General features: G+C 66.8%; 21 protein-coding genes and 1 pseudogene. 8 read left to right on the top strand and 14 right to left on the bottom strand.

Going from position 1 to position 15,417, the window contains the following annotated elements; all coding sequences use genetic code 11:
- The coding region (locus E1292_RS51605; RefSeq protein WP_165974881.1) for a hypothetical protein at nt 1-428 on the top strand (428 nt) is incomplete at its 5' end.
- A gap of 841 nt (nt 429-1,269) precedes the next feature.
- On the opposite strand, the gene E1292_RS51600 is transcribed toward E1292_RS51605, so the two are convergent.
- The 6 genes and pseudogenes from E1292_RS51600 to E1292_RS34195 form a co-directional block, all read right to left on the bottom strand.
- Nucleotides 1,270-1,425 carry a hypothetical protein gene (locus E1292_RS51600; RefSeq protein WP_165974880.1) on the bottom strand — a complete coding sequence of 52 codons (156 nt, stop codon included), beginning with the start codon at nt 1,423-1,425 and terminating at the stop codon, nt 1,270-1,272.
- Nucleotides 1,426-1,510: 85 nt separating this feature from the next.
- A pseudogene (locus E1292_RS34215) lies at nt 1,511-2,507 on the bottom strand (IS5 family transposase).
- 201 nt (nt 2,508-2,708) lie between these two features.
- A complete protein-coding gene (locus E1292_RS34210; RefSeq protein WP_132600810.1) occupies nt 2,709-3,566 on the bottom strand; it encodes a phosphotransferase family protein in 858 nt (285 codons plus the stop codon).
- A 144-nt stretch (nt 3,567-3,710) separates the two neighbouring features.
- Nucleotides 3,711-4,121, bottom strand: a complete 411-nt coding sequence (locus E1292_RS34205; protein WP_132600807.1) for a hypothetical protein — start codon at nt 4,119-4,121, stop codon at nt 3,711-3,713.
- A gap of 989 nt (nt 4,122-5,110) precedes the next feature.
- Entirely contained in the window at nt 5,111-5,809 is a 699-nt protein-coding gene (locus E1292_RS34200) for a hypothetical protein (RefSeq protein WP_132600804.1), read from the bottom strand.
- A gap of 328 nt (nt 5,810-6,137) precedes the next feature.
- Entirely contained in the window at nt 6,138-6,782 is a 645-nt protein-coding gene (locus E1292_RS34195; protein ID WP_132600801.1) for a TetR/AcrR family transcriptional regulator, read from the bottom strand.
- A 73-nt stretch (nt 6,783-6,855) separates the two neighbouring features.
- Between E1292_RS34195 and E1292_RS34190 the strand changes: the two genes are divergently transcribed.
- From E1292_RS34190 to E1292_RS51595, 4 genes are read left to right on the top strand one after another with little or no spacing between them, the layout of a single operon-like run.
- Nucleotides 6,856-7,434, top strand: a complete 579-nt coding sequence (locus E1292_RS34190) for a TIGR03086 family metal-binding protein (RefSeq protein WP_165974879.1) — start codon at nt 6,856-6,858, stop codon at nt 7,432-7,434.
- Nucleotides 7,431-8,261 (top strand): hemerythrin domain-containing protein, encoded by an 831-nt coding sequence (locus E1292_RS34185; RefSeq protein ID WP_132600795.1) that lies wholly within the window; start codon nt 7,431-7,433, stop codon nt 8,259-8,261. The genes E1292_RS34190 and E1292_RS34185 overlap by 4 nt, the downstream gene beginning before the upstream one ends.
- Nucleotides 8,261-9,004, top strand: a complete 744-nt coding sequence (locus E1292_RS34180; protein WP_132600792.1) for a maleylpyruvate isomerase family mycothiol-dependent enzyme — start codon at nt 8,261-8,263, stop codon at nt 9,002-9,004. Before E1292_RS34185 ends, E1292_RS34180 begins: the two co-directional genes overlap by 1 nt.
- Nucleotides 9,005-9,042: 38 nt before the next feature.
- Nucleotides 9,043-9,213 (top strand): hypothetical protein, encoded by a 171-nt coding sequence (locus tag E1292_RS51595; protein WP_165974878.1) that lies wholly within the window; start codon nt 9,043-9,045, stop codon nt 9,211-9,213.
- Nucleotides 9,214-9,534: 321 nt separating this feature from the next.
- Here the strand turns inward: E1292_RS51595 and E1292_RS53005 are convergent, their stop codons facing one another.
- From E1292_RS53005 to E1292_RS34155, 6 genes are all read right to left on the bottom strand, one after another.
- The gene (locus E1292_RS53005; protein WP_220447202.1) at nt 9,535-10,008 is read right to left on the bottom strand and encodes a hypothetical protein; all 474 of its coding nucleotides are present in this window, start codon (nt 10,006-10,008) and stop codon (nt 9,535-9,537) included.
- 7 nt (nt 10,009-10,015) lie between these two features.
- The gene (locus E1292_RS53000) at nt 10,016-10,426 is read right to left on the bottom strand and encodes a hypothetical protein (protein WP_220447201.1); all 411 of its coding nucleotides are present in this window, start codon (nt 10,424-10,426) and stop codon (nt 10,016-10,018) included.
- Between the two features lie 122 nt (nt 10,427-10,548).
- Complete coding sequence (locus E1292_RS34170) at nt 10,549-10,878, bottom strand: FAD-binding protein (protein ID WP_132600789.1); 330 nt, start codon at nt 10,876-10,878, stop codon at nt 10,549-10,551.
- 88 nt (nt 10,879-10,966) lie between these two features.
- A complete protein-coding gene (locus tag E1292_RS34165; protein WP_132600786.1) occupies nt 10,967-11,881 on the bottom strand; it encodes an NAD-dependent epimerase/dehydratase family protein in 915 nt (304 codons plus the stop codon).
- On the bottom strand, nt 11,878-12,234 hold the full coding sequence (locus E1292_RS34160; protein WP_132600783.1) for a hypothetical protein: 357 nt from the start codon (nt 12,232-12,234) through the stop codon (nt 11,878-11,880). The genes E1292_RS34165 and E1292_RS34160 overlap by 4 nt, the downstream gene beginning before the upstream one ends.
- 168 nt (nt 12,235-12,402) lie before the next feature.
- Nucleotides 12,403-12,690 (bottom strand): SDR family NAD(P)-dependent oxidoreductase, encoded by a 288-nt coding sequence (locus tag E1292_RS34155; RefSeq protein ID WP_246090527.1) that lies wholly within the window; start codon nt 12,688-12,690, stop codon nt 12,403-12,405.
- A gap of 179 nt (nt 12,691-12,869) precedes the next feature.
- Between E1292_RS34155 and E1292_RS34150 the strand changes: the two genes are divergently transcribed.
- Nucleotides 12,870-13,460, top strand: a complete 591-nt coding sequence (locus E1292_RS34150; protein ID WP_132600780.1) for a TetR/AcrR family transcriptional regulator — start codon at nt 12,870-12,872, stop codon at nt 13,458-13,460.
- 123 nt (nt 13,461-13,583) lie between these two features.
- Here the strand turns inward: E1292_RS34150 and E1292_RS52995 are convergent, their stop codons facing one another.
- On the bottom strand, nt 13,584-14,225 hold the full coding sequence (locus tag E1292_RS52995; protein ID WP_220447200.1) for an integrase core domain-containing protein: 642 nt from the start codon (nt 14,223-14,225) through the stop codon (nt 13,584-13,586).
- Between the two features lie 232 nt (nt 14,226-14,457).
- On the opposite strand from E1292_RS52995, the gene E1292_RS52990 reads away from it, so the two are divergent.
- Nucleotides 14,458-14,625, top strand: a complete 168-nt coding sequence (locus E1292_RS52990; RefSeq protein ID WP_220447199.1) for a hypothetical protein — start codon at nt 14,458-14,460, stop codon at nt 14,623-14,625.
- Between the two features lie 173 nt (nt 14,626-14,798).
- Here the strand turns inward: E1292_RS52990 and E1292_RS55145 are convergent, their stop codons facing one another.
- Nucleotides 14,799-14,930: a hypothetical protein gene (locus tag E1292_RS55145; protein ID WP_281284085.1), complete on the bottom strand. Its 132-nt coding sequence runs from the start codon at nt 14,928-14,930 to the stop codon at nt 14,799-14,801.
- 195 nt (nt 14,931-15,125) lie between these two features.
- Between E1292_RS55145 and E1292_RS34140 the strand changes: the two genes are divergently transcribed.
- A complete protein-coding gene (locus E1292_RS34140) occupies nt 15,126-15,410 on the top strand; it encodes a hypothetical protein (protein WP_220447198.1) in 285 nt (94 codons plus the stop codon).
- Nucleotides 15,411-15,417 lie beyond the last annotated feature (7 nt).

Genomic DNA, 15,417 nt, shown 5'->3' with positions numbered 1-15,417 from the left:
AGTCGATCGAGAAGCTGGAGGAGCTGATCGTCCCCGACGACCCGGGTGCCGATGACGAGGACGAGGCAGACACGGGCGAGGCCAGCTCTTCGGCAGAGCGCGCCGCCGAGGAGGATACCGATTCCGGCGCCGGCGATGCCCAGGAGGAGGACACCGCCGACGAGGGCGACAAGGCCGAAGGCGTTGGGGGTACGCGAGCGTTCCTGCAGGAGCTCAAGTCCGATCCCGGACCCTTGCAGCTGGACACGCTGCTGGCCGAGATCGTCAAGCTGGAGCGCGTGAAGGCGATCGGGTTGCCGGAGGGCTTGTTCGAGGGAACCGTGCGCTATTCCTCGGTCTGGAAGGTCTCTCGCGGGGTCTCCGTGAGCAGTGCAGCCGCCCAGAGGAATACCTTGGGATCGCCGAGGCCTGAGTCGGTGAGCCATTGAGCGGCCCGGCGCGCGTCCTGCTCATCCTGGATCAGCCCGCTGGGTCCCGGCTGGACGCCGGTGGCTTGGTGAACGTCGGTGACGAGGCCCCCGATGCAGGTCCAGGTGTGCCAGAGTCCGCTGTCGAAACCGACCAGTTCGAAACCCAATCGCCGGTCGCCGAAGTCGGGGAACGTCTCACGCCGCGTCAGCCGTTCCGGGAGACTGCCGGCCGATGCGTCCCAGCCGCCGTCGACCATATCGGCCAGCAGCCCGGGAACATCGGCGGCAGCGAATCCGACCCCGAGCACGTGTAGGCCTGACTTGCCGGTCTGATCTCGAGCGGTCTCAGCCTCCTGGCGACTGGCGAACCAGTCATCCCAACCACTGGAATCCACTGGCACCAGGTCCACCACGCAGCCGCTCAGCGACAGCAGACCAGAACGAGGAAGGCCGGCATCCTGCCAATCTTGCCGATCAAGTGCGGGTTGCGTCCACGGTGCGAGTGTCGGCCCCGCGCCCGCGGGAATGGTCCGTACGTTGGGACGTCTGGATAAACGGCATCCGCGTCGGCCCCGCGCCCGCGGGGATGGTCCGGAAGCCGGGTACGCGCCGACCGTGCTGGTCGGGTCGGCCCCGCGCCCGCGGGGATGGTCCGATGTGGGTGGAAAACGGGATCCTGTACTTCGTGTCGGCCCCGCGCCTTCGGGGATGGTCCGCGCCCGCGCTGGCCTTGATGACCGGCGTGGACGTCGGCCCGCGCCTGCGGGGATGGTCCTCAGCTGCAGGAGCAGGCGCGGGCCGTGGCTGAGTCGGCCCCGCGCCTGCGGGGATGGTCCGGTGATGGGCACGATGCGCAGGCTCATGCTGCGGTCGGCCCCGCGCCATGCGGGGATGGTCCGGTGATGGGCACGATGCGCAGGCTCATGCTGCGGTCGGCCCCGCGCCATGCGGGGATGGATCCGGCGTCGTACTTCGCACGGACCATCCCCTTCTCCGCGTCGGCCTCGTTCTTCATGGAGGATCCGCGCTGTCCCGACCAGCGGACTGGCCGGGATCCTGCCCCCGCGCTCGCGACTAGGGCCTGTACGGACTTCAGATTTTTAGACGGGTTGAAGGCTTCGGATCCACAAGACGGCTCCGCGTAGATGAAGGCCGGCGAGGTAGCTTTCGGGAGTCTTGTCGAAGCGGAAGGCCAGCCCGCGCCACTCCTTGATCCGATTGATGCAGCGTTCCACCGTGTTGCGCTGCTTGTAGAGATCTGGATCATGGCTGACCGGGCGGCTGCCGCAGGAGCCGCGCTTCTTGCGGTTGGCTGCCTGGTCGGCCTTTTCGGGGATGACGGCTTTGATGCGGCGCCGGCGCAGATAGCCGCGGTTGCTGCGGGAGGAGTAGGCCTTGTCGGCGGCCACCGCATCTGGGCGGGTGCGCGGGCGTCCAACAGGCAGGCGGATCTTGATGCAGGCCAGGACGGCGCGAAACTGCGGGCTGTCGCCGGCCTGGCCTGGGGTGAGGACGAAGGACAGCGGACGGCATCGCCAGTCGGCGGACAGGTGAACCTTGCTGGTCAGCCCGCCGCGCGAGCGGCCCAGCTTGGCCGCCGTCAGCCGGATCTTGCGCCGCAGTCGCAACCGCCGGCGTCCGTCCCGCTCGCCATCCTGATCCCCGCTTTCGCCGAGTCCGCCGTCCTGGGGGGTGCCCCTTTTGGGGCAGCCCCTTTTCCTGTTCGGCGGCCTCTTCCAGCGCCTTGACCAGCTCGCCGTCCAGGATCATCCCGGCGGCGTGGTGGTGGGCGCGGGCCGTGGTGGAGTCCACGCTGACCAGGTCGAGGTCGGTCTGCCCCCAGGCCGCGGCTTCGGCGATCATGGCCTGCATCAGGTGCTCGAAGACGCCCGAAATCGCCCACGACCGGAACCTGTCGTAGACAGTAGACCAGGGCTCGTACTCGGCGGGCAGATCCCGCCACGGACTGCCGGTACGAAACCGCCACATCACCGCGTTGAACTGCTGCCGCAGATCCGGGATCGCACCGCGCTCACCCACGGGCAGGTGAGGCTCGATCAACGACCACTCCTCATCGGTAAGGTCTCCACGCGCCATAGCAATGGCCTACCAAGACCGACAACCAAGAGCAGCTGGAATCCTCGAAGCTTATGATCGCAACTTCATTGAGCTGTCGGTTGTGAGCATCGGCCCGTACCTCCTCTATGAGGCTGGATACCGGCGCGACTGCCCGTCGCACCGGCTCATCGGACGCGGCGACCAACCCTCCGATACACATCAGGCGGGGACCCCACCTGATCACAGGGCAGCGAGCCAGGCACCGTGCCGGTGACTGAGTTCTTGGCGGGTGAGGTCGGTGCGACCGAGATCATGATAGTTGGGCAGCCAATTCTCCACTTCGCCGCGGGAGCGTTGAATGGCGAACAAATCCCAAAGTTCCCGGTGTGGCACGCGCGTACCGGCGGCGTCCTCATAGGCAAGGAGGAAAGCGTCGGCGACGTGTGTACCGTGGAGCAACACCAGGTCCAGGCGGCACCAGCCGACATCGAATCCGCGGGGTGCAAGAGAGGCCCCCGACCAGTCGACGACCCCCGTGAGCTCACCGTCTTCCCACAGGACATTGCCCGACCAGTAGTCGAAATGTGTGAGCACCCTCGGCTCGGCGGCAAGATCGACCCATCGCTTCCGCACCGGACCATCGGCCCGGCCTACGATGCCGGGGATATCATCGAGAACGTCGCGGAATCCCGTCATCCCTGTAAGAGGTGCAGCGTGGATACGGGCGAGCGTGCGTCCCAGTCGCGCAGCCCACGGGAGCGGATCGGCGGGCATGATGTCCGCTCGCCCCGGCAGCCGCGAGATCAGAACGGCAGGCTCGCCGAACCGCTCCCCCGCCGAATCGGAGTCGAGTAGACGCGGCGCGAGGCCGCCCAACCCATCGAGCGCGGTCAGCACGTGTGCCTCGCGATACGCCGCATCGTCCGCGGCAGCGTACCGTCTCAAAACCAGCTCGCAGTCCGGGTCAGTCGTCCGGATCAGATGCGTACTGGCATGAGTGCCGCCGGTGAGCACTTGTACCTCCCGCACTGTCGCGCTGGTACCGGGTATACGCGCGGCCCAGGCGAGGGCGGCTGAAGAGGGCTGGAGGTCGGGCATCGTGCCAGTCTGGACGATCCGGAGCGGGTCGGCGAGGTATTTTCTGCCGCGCGGGCTATCAGCCTCTGACTCATCTGAAGATCTGAAGTCCGTACAGGCCCTAGCAAGTGCGCAGCCGTATTACGCGCTCTCTCCGCTCGAGTCTTATGAACGGTCCCCTTCGGCCAGACGGCGGTCCGGCACGCCGGTTTCAGCAAGTCGTGACTTGTGGTGCTCACGCAAACTAACGACGCCCAGTCTGGCGCGCACCCTTGCGAGCAACATCCGTCCTTTGACCGCACGCCCGTAGACGGACTCTCGCTTGATACCAAGGATCTTCGCCAGTTCACCGAAGGAGTAGCCACGTGGCTTCTCCTGATTGATCGCGATGGCGATGTTCATCGCGTCGCGCAGATGCTCGCGCAACGGTTCGACGTGCACGAGCCCTACCGGGTCGTCGGCGAGCCGGGTGGCGAACGCGTCCACCATGCGATGCAACATGGCGACGTACTCTTCCGTCTCTGTGACGCGTTTACGGCGCCTGCGGCGTGAGGAGGTGTCCATGGGATCGGTCACCTCCTTCTCGCCGATTTAGTGTTAGGCGTTCCCTCACGCGTCGTGGCGTTAGACGCCGCCTCACACTGAACGGCCGATCTCGGAGAGGCCGAAGTGATCGGCTCACCCCTGTTAGAAACGGACGTAGCGTTCGCTGTGAGCACGGTGATCTCCTCCCGCTGGGGCTAATACGGGTCCGTCCAGATGTGGTCGCTCAACACCGCCTTAGCGAGCGACACGTACGTGAACCGCGGTTCTCGGCGCTGCAAGTGAGTACGCTCACGCCTTCATACGGATAGATGAGAGCTGCATGTGGGCGCTCCGGTGACAACCCAAGCCGGCGGATTGCCAGTGCCAAGCCTGACGCGCCATGTACATCGGCGCGGAGAGCAAGCTGTGGCGCAGGGCGCCACTCGCCGAGATCGAACCATGGTGCGAGCGCGGTGATCACGTGCAGACTTGGGTGACCGTGCCAGGGCCGAGCGCGATGAAAGCGCTGCAGCCCTTTCGACGAGGCTCGTGGCGAAAGATCAGACCTCGATGGATGGCAAGAACAGCTTAGACATCGCCCATAAGCCACTTGGCATGTGCCAGCGTCAGGAAGCGAAAGATGGAAGCTGGGAGACCGTAGGGATACCGGCAGAATCGGATGCCCACGATTTTGGCGAGATATGCGGCACTGCTCGACATGGCCGAACAGCAGCTACCTGCGTAAACATCGGATAGTGACATTATTTGTCACCGTCCGGCAGTTGCCGCTGCGGACTAGCAATCCGTAGGTTCCGGGTTCGAGCCCCGGGCGCCCTACCATCCTGACCTGCAGGTTCACCCACCCCCTTGATCAAAGAATCAAGAGTTGGGTCATACCTGGGTCAGGTCTGTGACACACCGGCACCACGAAGCTTTCCGGAATTGTCCGGCACCCGTAGAACCATCAAGTGACGCTCGCCGAGACGTCCGACGATCATCGGAGATGTCCGGAGGAGGGAGGGAGCTGGCTACGAGGCGGTTCAAGGCGAACCGAGTCTGTCCCACCTGGTCCAGTTTTCAGGTGGAGCAACCTCCAGCCACCGAGGCAACGCATTGATCCGAATCGGAGCGGGGTCGGTCTCGGGCGCATCCTCGAGATGTCCCCGGATAACGGTGCCGTCAGGCAGCTTGAGCAACAGGTCAACGCCAGCGTTCGGCCACTTGCCATGCACGTAGCTAAGTGCAGCACGCGCGTCATACTGCAAGGCACCAGACGCCAGGACCTCTGGACGTGCCAGAACCAGGATCGCTCGGGTTACTGCCCGCCCGGGAAGGGTGCCCAGCCCGTGAACGCCATTCAGCTGGGAGAGGATGAACGCGAGGTTATCCCGTTCGCGCCTCGGAAAGTCTCCGCTGATCAGTGCTCTCGCGAACCCTTGGACGGCGCGGAAGAAGTAGCCCAACTCGTCACGGTCCATGGTCACGGGCCGGACGGGGTTTCCCTGCACAGGAGACGATTCAACGCGTCCGTCGGCATGAACGACGAGTTCCCGGTGAACGAGGGAGTGCCGAAGGGGCAGCGTGTCGGCGTACAAGTGCATGTACCGCTTCCATAGATCCACCTCGTTGAGGAAAGGCTTTGGCCGGGCGAATCCGTTCCCTCTGACTGCGGCCTTGCACTTGGCCTCGATGGTCATCGGGGCACCGTTGGCCTTGCGCCCCAGGATCTCATCAGCCACCAGGTCCAAGATCTTCCAGGCAGATCCGAACACGATCGGTGTGACGTCCAACTCTCGAGCACTCGCGCCGTTGACATTAGCGACAGCCTAGCCGTCCGGCACCATCCGCTACCCGGCGGCGTTCGGCGTCTGACCCAGGCCCTTTACCCGGCGGCGTGACGCTGCCGCAGTGAATACCGGATTCACTGCGGCAGCGGCCCGCATCACCCCATATTGACCTGGAGGGCCGGGAGCGGTCGGTGATGAAAGCTGCCATCGGCTGGTGGCGCGCCGAGCGCGACCGCGCGCTCGACGAGCGTCACGAGCGCCACTTCAACGGGAACGTGTTCTAGCTTGGCGACAACAGCTGGACAACGGCGGTCTCGCGCAGCCAGTCCCGCCACTGCTCATGGCTCCAGCCCCGATGCCCGGTGAGCAGCAGGTATCCGTCCAGGCTCGAGATCGTCCAGAAGCTGTCGACGCACTCGGCCAACGGGAGTCGCAGTCGCTCCTCCGGCAGCAGCCGGAGCGCCCTGGTCAGCGACTCGTGGCGCCCCTTGAGCAGTGCTGCCATGTCCGCCGCGGCCCGCGGGTCCGTCGCGGCGGCCTCTCGGTAAGCCTGCCACACCGGGGCCATCCGCTCGGCGATCGCGGCCATCAGGTCGGCGAGCAACCGGACCTGCCTCGCCGGGTCGGCCTCGCTTTCGAGCTGCTGCCACGTCGTGCGCTGGAAGATCGTCAGCTCCTCGTGGTCTCCACCGATGGCCACGTCGGCGACGCGGTGCAGGATCTCGGCCTTGCCGCTGAACGACAGGTAGACCGTCTGCGCGGAGACACCGGCCTCCTGCGCGATCGCCGTGATCGTGGTCGCGACGTAGCCCTGTTCGAGGAAGAGCCGACGGGCGGCGTCGACCACTCGCTCGCGGGTCTGCCGCTTCTGCTCTTCGGCCCGCTCGCGGCGACGGGTCGCGTCGTAGCTGCGCCGGTCGGTCATAGGTTGACATTAGAGCACGATTCAAGTAAGAATGCAATTCAACTTGAATATCACTAAAGGCAAAAAGGGGATCATGGAACTCGGATTCGAGACAGGAGCGACCGCCACACTCGAGAAGGCATACGACCGGCTGACCGAGCTGGTCCACGACCTCGGTCCGGCCGACCTGGGCAAGGCCACGCCCTGCGCCGAGCTCGACGTGCGCGGCGTGCTCAGCCACACGCTCGCTGCGGCGCAGATGTTCACCGACGCAAAAGAGGGGCACCCGGTGGGTGACCGGCTCGGCGACCTGCTCGGCCAGGCCGACCCTGCGTCGACGCTCGACCGGGTGCGCCGGGCCAACACCGCCGCCTGGGCCGCATCAGGCGCAATGCAGGGCGAGACCGTGCTGCCGTTCGGGACGTTCCCCTCGGCCGCGGCGTACCTCATCAATCTCGGCGAGATCGCCGTCCACGGCTGGGACATCGCGGTCGGCACCGGCCGGCAGGCGACGATCGACGAGGAGCTCGCGACGGCCGTGCTCGGGTTCTACGAGCGCGCGCCGATGGAGCGGCTCCGCGGCCGCGGTGCCTTCGGACCCGCCGTCGAGGTGCCGCCCGGCTCCTCGGCCCAGGACCGACTGCTCGGACTCCTCGGCCGGCAGCCCCGGTGACCGAGGACGTCGCCCGCGACGCGGTGATCGTCGACAGCGACGTCACCGGGCGGAGCCCACAGGCCGACGACGGCTCCGAGATCGCCTTCCGAATGCTCCACGTCTTCGAGTTCCGCGGACGGCCTGATCAGCCGCGAGAACGTCTGGACCGAGGCCATCCCATGACCACCACCACCCAGGGAGGAGTCCCCATAAACGAGCACAAGACACTCAACACGGTGGTCCACGCCGCCTTCCGGCGCGACCTACGCCGGTTCGACACGGCGCTGGCCGCGTTCCCCGACGGCGACCAGCGGCGAGCCGCCGACCTGGTCGTCGCCTGGGACAACTTCGAGGCCCAGCTGCGGCAGCACGACGACGACGAGGAGCAGCACTTCTGGCCGGCGCTGCGCGAGCTCGGCGTGGACGACGCACTGGTCGGTGACCTGGACGGCGAGCACTCCGCCATGCTGCGGTCCGCCGCCGAGGCCGGCACCGCCATGCACGCGCTCGCCGACCGCCCCACGACCAGCTCGGCGGCGAGCGCCCGGGAGCGAGTGGCGGTCCTGGGCAGCACACTGCTGCCGCACCTCGAGCACGAGGAGCGCGACCTCGAGCCGTTCTCCGCGAGTCGGCACGGCACGCCGCAGGTGAAGGCGGCCCAGAAGGCGGTGGTGAGGTCGCACCTGAAGACCATCGGGACGTTCATCGCCTGGCTGTCAGATGATGCGGACCCTCCCGCGCTGGCGCAGATCAGGCGCGACGTACCGGCTCCGGTGCTGTTCGTCGTCCGTCGGCTCGGCGGGCGCTGGTACCGGCGCCGGATCGCCCCGACCTGGGCCGCCTGATGGTCGCCGTCGCGGACGTCGAGCGGATCCGCGGAGCCGAGGTCTGGCGGCTCGCGACCGAGGAGAACAGGCGGCTCGCGGCCGCGCTGGCAGAGCTCGACGACGAGGCCTGGGGCCGGCCCACCGACTGCGACCGATGGACCGTGGCGGACCTGGCCCGCCACGTCCTCGGCGCGCTGGAGGCCCAGGCCTCCCCCAAGGAGCTGATCCACCAGTTCCGACGCGGGCTGCCACTGAATCGGGAGATCGACTCCCACCACTGGGTCGACGGGCTCAACGAGATCCAGGTGCGAGAGCGCAGCGGCCTCTCACCCGGCGAGCTCGTGGAGCGGATCGCGGCGATGGGGCCGAAGGCCGTCGCCGGACGACGCCGTACGCCGTGGCCGGTGCGCAGCGCGCCGATCCCGTTCGGCCCGCCGATCGGCTGGCAGCCGCTCACCTACCTGCTCCGGGTCGGATTCACCCGCGACTTCTGGATGCACCGCATCGACCTGAGCCGCGCGGTCGGCGCGACGCCGGAGCTGACCCCCGAGCACGACGGCCGGCTGGTTGCCGACATCGTGGCCGAGTGGGCGGCCGTCCACGGACAGCCCTTCCGGCTCGAGCTCACCGGGCCGGCCGGAGGTCGCTTCGAGCAGGGTGCGACGTACGAGACCACCACCGTCGACGCGGTCGAGTTCGCCCGGATCCTCTCCGGTCGCGCTCAGGGCGCGGGTGTGCTGGCCCACCCACTCCCGCTCTGAGTCACGGCGAGAACTCCGGCACGGCCACCATGGAGTGAGTGACCGAGACCTCCCGGCGCAGCGGCGACAATGCGTTCACCATCTTCGATGGGTCGGTGAGCGTGGTGGAGAGCCTGACCGGTGATCCTCGTCGCTTCGGGGTGACGGACGTGCACCGTGTCATGGCCATCAAGGGTGGATCGGGCACACAACGGGCCGGAAAAACGTGAAGGCCGACTAACGATCAAAGCCCAGGCGGGGAAATCGGTCCCTGGCCTGGGCTTTTGAGTGGGTGGAGCCTAGGAGATTCGAACCTGCGCCTGCCGACAATTCCATCCATGCAGGTCAAGCCGCTTGTAAGTACTCATGGAGGACGCCGCCGAGCCGGTCTCGTCGGCGGACATTCAGGTCGATGATTCGCTCTGGATCCGTAATCGGATCGGGGACGGTGCGCAGCGGGGCTGCTTGGTTCAGGGCTTGATGTGCTCGGTGCTGGTTGTAGAAGTGTTCATATTCGTGCAGGGCGTGCCGCAAGTGGTGTTCGTTCCAGATCAGGCAGCGGTCGAGAAGCTCGGGACGACTGCACCCACCGCTCCATGATCGAGTTCATCCGCGGCATCCGGATACCAGTGAGCACCGTCTTGAATGCCGGCCTCGGCGAGCACCTCGTCCATGAGGGCAGGGAACTTCCCATCCCGATCTCGGAGCAGAAAGCGCGCCCGACAGCCCGCATCGTCCAGATCCATCACCAGATTCCTAATCGCTTGGATGACCCAGCCGGCGCTCGGATGTGCGGTGGTGCCGAGCACACGGACCCGCCTCGTGGCGTGCTCGATCACCGCCAGGATGTACTGGCGTTGCCCGTTGAGGGTGATGGTCTCGATGAAATCGCAGGCCAGTAGGGCGTTTGCTTGCGAGCGCAGGAAGTCGGCCCACGTGGTGGCCGCCCGCTCGGGCGCAGGATCAACACCTTCCCGCTTGAGGATCTCCCAGAACGTGGATGGCGCGACCTTGATACCGAGCATGGTGAGCTCACCATGCACCCGCCGATAGGCCCCAGCCGGGGTTCTCTCGCACCAGGCGCAGGATGAGGGCGCGAATGGAGTGGACGGTAGGTGGGCGGCCAGGCCGCTTCGGCCGGCAGGTACGGGCATGACGACGTCGCATCAGATCGCGGTGCCAGCGGAGAACCGTGTCCGGACGGATGAGGAGCCGCAGCTGGCGCAGGACCTCGCGCGGCAGCGACGTCAGGAGCGCGGCAAGGAAGGCTCGGTCCGCGGGCGCGAATCTCACTCTGGTGTCGGCGCCGAGTTGGCGTTCAAGGACGGTGATCTGGTGACGCAGAGCAAGTATCTCCACGTCCTTGTCCCGATCGCCCATGGGCAGCAACCGCAGCGCGGCGAACGTGTTCGTGACGGTCAGGTAGGCCAGGCGAAGCAGCACAGCGGATCATCCTGCCGTACGCGCTTCCGTCTCCCGGGTGACCAGAGCTCGCGAACGCCACGCGAAGCCCTCGCAGAGTCATGACCTGGGTGGACGTAATTATCGGCAGGCGCAGAGCCGGCTCAAGGGGGGGCCCAGTCGGCGAGCTCGCGGATTGCGTCCGGCGCCTTGCGGACCATGATCTCGATCATCGCGGGGTCGCCGAGACCATAGCCTTCTTTGTAGGTGTCCGCGAAGTGCTGCTGCCAGCTGTCGGCGGGGTCGCTGGTGTCCAGCACGGCGTTGATGCCTCCGGCGGCGAGCACGGTGTGGGCGTCCGTCCTCGGACGTTTCCCCACGATGAGCACCTCGCAACCGGCGGCGGCGGCGATCGCCGCCCGCAGTCCCGCTGCGCCTGAGCCGATGACCAGGACGTTCACGGCATGGATCTGGATGTCAGTGGTGAGTGGCATGAATATCGCCAGTGGGGAAAGCAGGGCGAACGGGCAGGAAGCCGGTCTTGCCGACGACCTGCCCCGATCGTCCGGCGGGTCGGCACGTCTACCCGCGGGGGGTGTGCACGCCTTCGCGGTAGCTGGGCATCGTCGGCGCCCACCCCAGCTCGACCTTCGCCTTGGCATTCGACACGCGCATGGACGTGTCGATCATGAGGGTCGCGAAGTACGGCGCGGCCAGCCGGATCACCCACCCGGGCAGGCGCCGGGGTGGCCTGGTCCCGGCCGCCTTGGCATGTTCGGCGAACATGCGTCCCCAGGTGACGGGCTCGTCGTCGACGATGTTGTAGGCCTGGCCCGCCACCCCCTTGTCCATGGCCGCCACCGTGGCAGCGGCGGCGTCGGCCAGGTGGATCCATGACATCGTGGTGCCGCCATCCGTGGGCACGGGGAGCTTGCCGGCGCGAAGCGTGGTGATGAAGCCCTCCGAGCCTGTCAGGCCGTAGAAGGCGCCGTAGCGCAAGGCGATGCCCTCGATGCCGTCGGCATCGAACACCTGCTGCTCGGTCGAGCGCATGGCCGCTACCAGCGGATCCGCCTTGCTGCCGCGCGGCTGGCCGAACGGGTCCTGTTCGGTGAGCGGGCGCGTGCCGTGATCGACGAATCCGTAGCCGGGCACCATGGACTGGGTGAGGAACCGACGGGCTCCGACAGCGCGCGCGGCGTCGATCAGGTGGGCCGTACCGGTCGTGCGCAGCGTGTTGGTCAGTCGCATGTCCGCGTACTTGGCGGGGGCCTTGCTCAGCGCGGTGAGCTGGTGGATCACCACGTCCGCGGTGATGCCCTCCACCGCGCGGAGCAGGTCGTCCCTGTTGAGTACATCGGCGACCACCAGGCGGGCTCCGGGCACTTGGGCGCCGCTGTCCCGGGTGAGGGCGAGGACCTCGTGCCCCGCCGTACGCAGCGCTTTCACCAGCGGGCGGCCGATCGCGCCAGTGGCTCCGGCGAGCAGGACTTTCATGTTGATTTCATCTTTCGCAGTCGCAGGTAGAGGGTGGCAAGAGCGATCAGGGTGAACAGACCGAGGATCGGGACGTCGGTGCCGTGGCCGCCCAGATGCCGGTCCATGAAGTGCGTCATGGTGTGCAGACCACTGGCGACGGCGAATCCGGCCAGCGCCACGACGAGAGCGTCCGACCAGATCAAAGCGAAGATCAAAGTGGCGCCGATCCCGATCTGGAAGGCGCCCGCGTCGTGCGCCAAGTGCTCGTTCACGGGGTGGTAGTTGACGTAGTCGAGGAAGCTGACGGGCGAGAGCAGTGCCCAGAAACCGAAGACCAGCATGCTGGCCGCGCCCAGCAGTACACCGATCACGATCAGGGGGCTGCTTCTCGCCTTCGAGCCACCGCCTCGCCGACCGCCTCGTCCGTTACGAACTATCCGCATGACCATTTCCCATATCGATGTAGGTCCCTGTCCTTGGAGACGAAAACAGCCGGCCGGTCTGTGACACCGAACGCCGATGTCTCGCCTCAGGGTTCATTAATTTCCAGGCACGCTGGCATTGTTGATCAGCACGTCCAGCCGGTCGGTGTGCTTCCGGACGAGCCGTACGGCGTCGGTCACCGACTCGTCCGAGGTCACGTCCAGCGGGACCAGGATCACGTTCGCGCCGCCGTCCGTCAGCTTGTCGGCGGCCGCCCGTCCTCGGCCTTCGTCGCGCGAGCCGAGAAAGATCGTCCAGCCCTGTTCCCCGAGCCGCCGGGCGGTCTCAAGACCGAGTCCTTTGTTTCCTCCGGTGATCAACACCGAGGTCTGTTCTGAGGTCATCATGCCTCCGAGAGGTTCGGGCGAGCGTCCATGCTCTCCTCCTGCTGGTGGTAACTGCTGTCGGGATGGGGTTGGTCGAGCCCGAGCAGCACGGCACGGTCCGTGCCGCTGCGAGATAGCGTGCTCGATCGGATTCGCACTTGTCAACACGGCACGTGCCGTTCCAGTAGAGTGACGGCATGACCGACCACCGCGCCGCCCGTACCGACAACCGGACCCACACGATCATGCAGGCCACGCTGGACCTGGCCCGAGAGGCCGGCTACGCCAAGCTCAGCATCGAGGCGGTCGCGTCCCGAGCCGGCGTCGGCAAACACACCGTCTACCGCCGCTGGCCCTCCCGGGGCCTGCTGTTCCTCGACGCGGTCCTCAGCCTGAACACCGCAGGCCTGGACCACCCCGACACCGGCGACATCGTGGCCGATCTACGCGAGGTGATGACCAGGGCCGCCGCCCTGCTGGGCCAGCCGCCCTGGGGCCCGCTGTACCAGGACCTCATCGGCGAAGCACAGCACGATCCCGAGGTCGCCGCCGCACTCAACCGGCGGTTCATCGAGCCGCAGACCGCCAACACCCTGGCTCGCCTCGAAGCCGCCAAGGACCAGGGTCAACTCGCTCCCGACTTCGACCTGGACCTGGCGTTCGAGATCCTTTCCGGCCCCTTGTACTACCGGCTGCTGATCACACAGCAGCCGTTGACCCACGCCTACATCGACCGCGTACTCCAAGCGGTCTTCGCCGGGATGAGCCCCAGACCGCAAACGCGATAGAGGCGACACGTCGGCCGCAGGCCCGCCCTGTTCGACGTCGGCGTACGGACCACGCCGCTGGCGCCGCCGTCCGTCAGCTTGCCGGCGGCCGCCCGTGCGGGTGCCGACATTCATCCGTCCAGGTCAAGCAGCATGCCGGTACTCCCTGAGGACACCACCGAGTCGATCATGTCGGCGGATGTCGAGTCGGGTGATCGGGGCTGGGCCGGCTCCCGGGCCGGGGAGCGGCCGGAGCGGAGCGGCCTGCCGGAGGACCCGGTGCGGCCGGTGACCGTTGTAGAACACCTCGAACTCGCGCAGGACATGAAGCAGATGGCGCTGGTTCCAGATCAAGGTGCGGTCCAGCAGTTCGCGCCGGCAGGTCTGAATCCACCGCTCCATGATCGCGTTCATCCGGGGGATCCGGATGCCGGTCGTGACGACGCGAAGTCCGGCATCGGACAGCACGGCGTCGAAGGCCGCGGTGAACTTGGCGTCGCGGTCGCGGATGAGGAACCTGGCCGTGCTGCCCGTCTCCTGCAGGTCCATGACAAAGTTCCGGCCGAGCTGGGCGACCCACTGGCCGGTGGGGTGCGCGGTGGCGCCGAGGATCCGGATGCGCCGGGTGGCGTGCTCGATGACGGCGAAGACGTACAGCCGGGCCCCGGTCAGGGTGCGGACTTCGAAGAAGTCGCATGCCAGCAGGGCGTCCGCCTGGCTGCGTAAGAAATCGGCCCAGGCGGTGTGCTGTCGCTCGGGTGACGGGTCGATGCCGTGGACCTTCATGATCTCCCACGGTGGAGGCGGCGACCGTGACGCCGAGCGCGGCCAGCTCACCGTGGATGCGCCGGTACCCCCAGGAGGGATTCTCCCGGGCCAGGCGCAGCACCAGCAGGCGGATGGAGGAGAGGGTGCGCGGGCGCCCTCGACGCCGGGGCGTACAGGCTGCGGCGTCGCGGCGTCTGAGCAGGTCGCGGTGCCAACGCAGGATAGTCTCCGAGCGCACCAGCAGCGCAAGGTGTCGCAACTTACCCCTCGACAGGAGGCCGAGCAGTCCGGCGAGCACGAAGCGGTCACCGGACGTGAAGGCGGGCTTGGCCACCTGGCGCTGCAGGACCGTCAGCTGGTGCCGCAGCACCAAGATCTCGATCTCCTTGTCACGATCGCTTCCCGGCAGCAGCCGTAGAAACGCGAAGCCGGTCGTCACGATGAGGTAGACCAGACGCAGCGGCACGACAGATCATCATGCCGTGGCGGCGTAGACCTCAGACCCTGAGACTCGAGGTGTGCGATCATCAGCCAGCGCTCTGACCTGCGCGGATGAATTTTCGGCACCCAAACTCTGGCGCCGGCACCGAGCTACCGTTCGAGCACGGTGATCTGGTGGCGGAGGGCGAGGATCTCGACGTCCTTGTCCCGATCGCCCACCGGCAGCAGCCGCAGCGCGGCGAAGGCGTTCGTGACGGCGAGATAGGCCAGACGAAAGAGCACGAACGATCATCATGCGGCACTCCGAGCGACTGGGGATCACGCGTATCACGCGATCCCCACGAAGCCCATGACCTGGCCGGATGACATTATCGGCAGAAGCAAGCAAGATACACGGCGCGCGCAACTCGAAAGCCCATGAGTCGAAGCCTCGCCGCTCAGTGAGGTACCTAGGTACTATGAGCTCAGGAGGAACCTTTGACCATGCGTCACACCGCCAAGCGTCAGTCACCACTGAAAGTCGATCCGGCAACCGATGAGCTCATCTCCCAGGGCGCGCACTTCCTCGGGGTGACCAAGAAGGATCTGGTCGCCGCCGCCGTCCGCGTCTACCTCGAACAGCAGCGCGAACAGATCCGGCGCGGCATGATCGAGTCGATGAAGGTCCTGGACGGCTCCCTGTCCTCCAGCGTGTCCATACTCACCGGCCTGTCCCCCGAGCGCATCAACGAGCTCGGCGGCACCGGCGACTGGGAGGAGTAGACAGCGC

Source organism: Nonomuraea deserti (assembly GCF_004348685.1).
In the GTDB taxonomy this organism is placed as follows: domain Bacteria; phylum Actinomycetota; class Actinomycetes; order Streptosporangiales; family Streptosporangiaceae; genus Nonomuraea; species Nonomuraea deserti.
Note: the sequence above shows the minus strand (reverse complement) of the source record. Positions and strands in the feature narration are given on the sequence as shown.

What these genes read in the sequence shown, in the direction of transcription:
- E1292_RS51600 (WP_165974880.1), bottom strand. Translation starts at nt 1,425, where the DNA reads ATGAAGAACGAGGCCGACGCGGAGAAGGGGATGGTCCGTGCGAAGTAC.
- E1292_RS34210 (WP_132600810.1), bottom strand. Translation starts at nt 3,566, where the DNA reads ATGCCCGACCTCCAGCCCTCTTCAGCCGCCCTCGCCTGGGCCGCGCGT.
- E1292_RS34195 (WP_132600801.1), bottom strand. Translation starts at nt 6,782, where the DNA reads ATGACCGACCGGCGCAGCTACGACGCGACCCGTCGCCGCGAGCGGGCC.
- E1292_RS34190 (WP_165974879.1), top strand. Translation starts at nt 6,856, where the DNA reads ATGGAACTCGGATTCGAGACAGGAGCGACCGCCACACTCGAGAAGGCA.
- E1292_RS34180 (WP_132600792.1), top strand. Translation starts at nt 8,261, where the DNA reads ATGGTCGCCGTCGCGGACGTCGAGCGGATCCGCGGAGCCGAGGTCTGG.
- E1292_RS53005 (WP_220447202.1), bottom strand. Translation starts at nt 10,008, where the DNA reads ATGCTCGGTATCAAGGTCGCGCCATCCACGTTCTGGGAGATCCTCAAG.
- E1292_RS34170 (WP_132600789.1), bottom strand. Translation starts at nt 10,878, where the DNA reads ATGCCACTCACCACTGACATCCAGATCCATGCCGTGAACGTCCTGGTC.
- E1292_RS34165 (WP_132600786.1), bottom strand. Translation starts at nt 11,881, where the DNA reads ATGAAAGTCCTGCTCGCCGGAGCCACTGGCGCGATCGGCCGCCCGCTG.
- E1292_RS34155 (WP_246090527.1), bottom strand. Translation starts at nt 12,690, where the DNA reads ATGACCTCAGAACAGACCTCGGTGTTGATCACCGGAGGAAACAAAGGA.
- E1292_RS34150 (WP_132600780.1), top strand. Translation starts at nt 12,870, where the DNA reads ATGACCGACCACCGCGCCGCCCGTACCGACAACCGGACCCACACGATC.
- E1292_RS52995 (WP_220447200.1), bottom strand. Translation starts at nt 14,225, where the DNA reads ATGAAGGTCCACGGCATCGACCCGTCACCCGAGCGACAGCACACCGCC.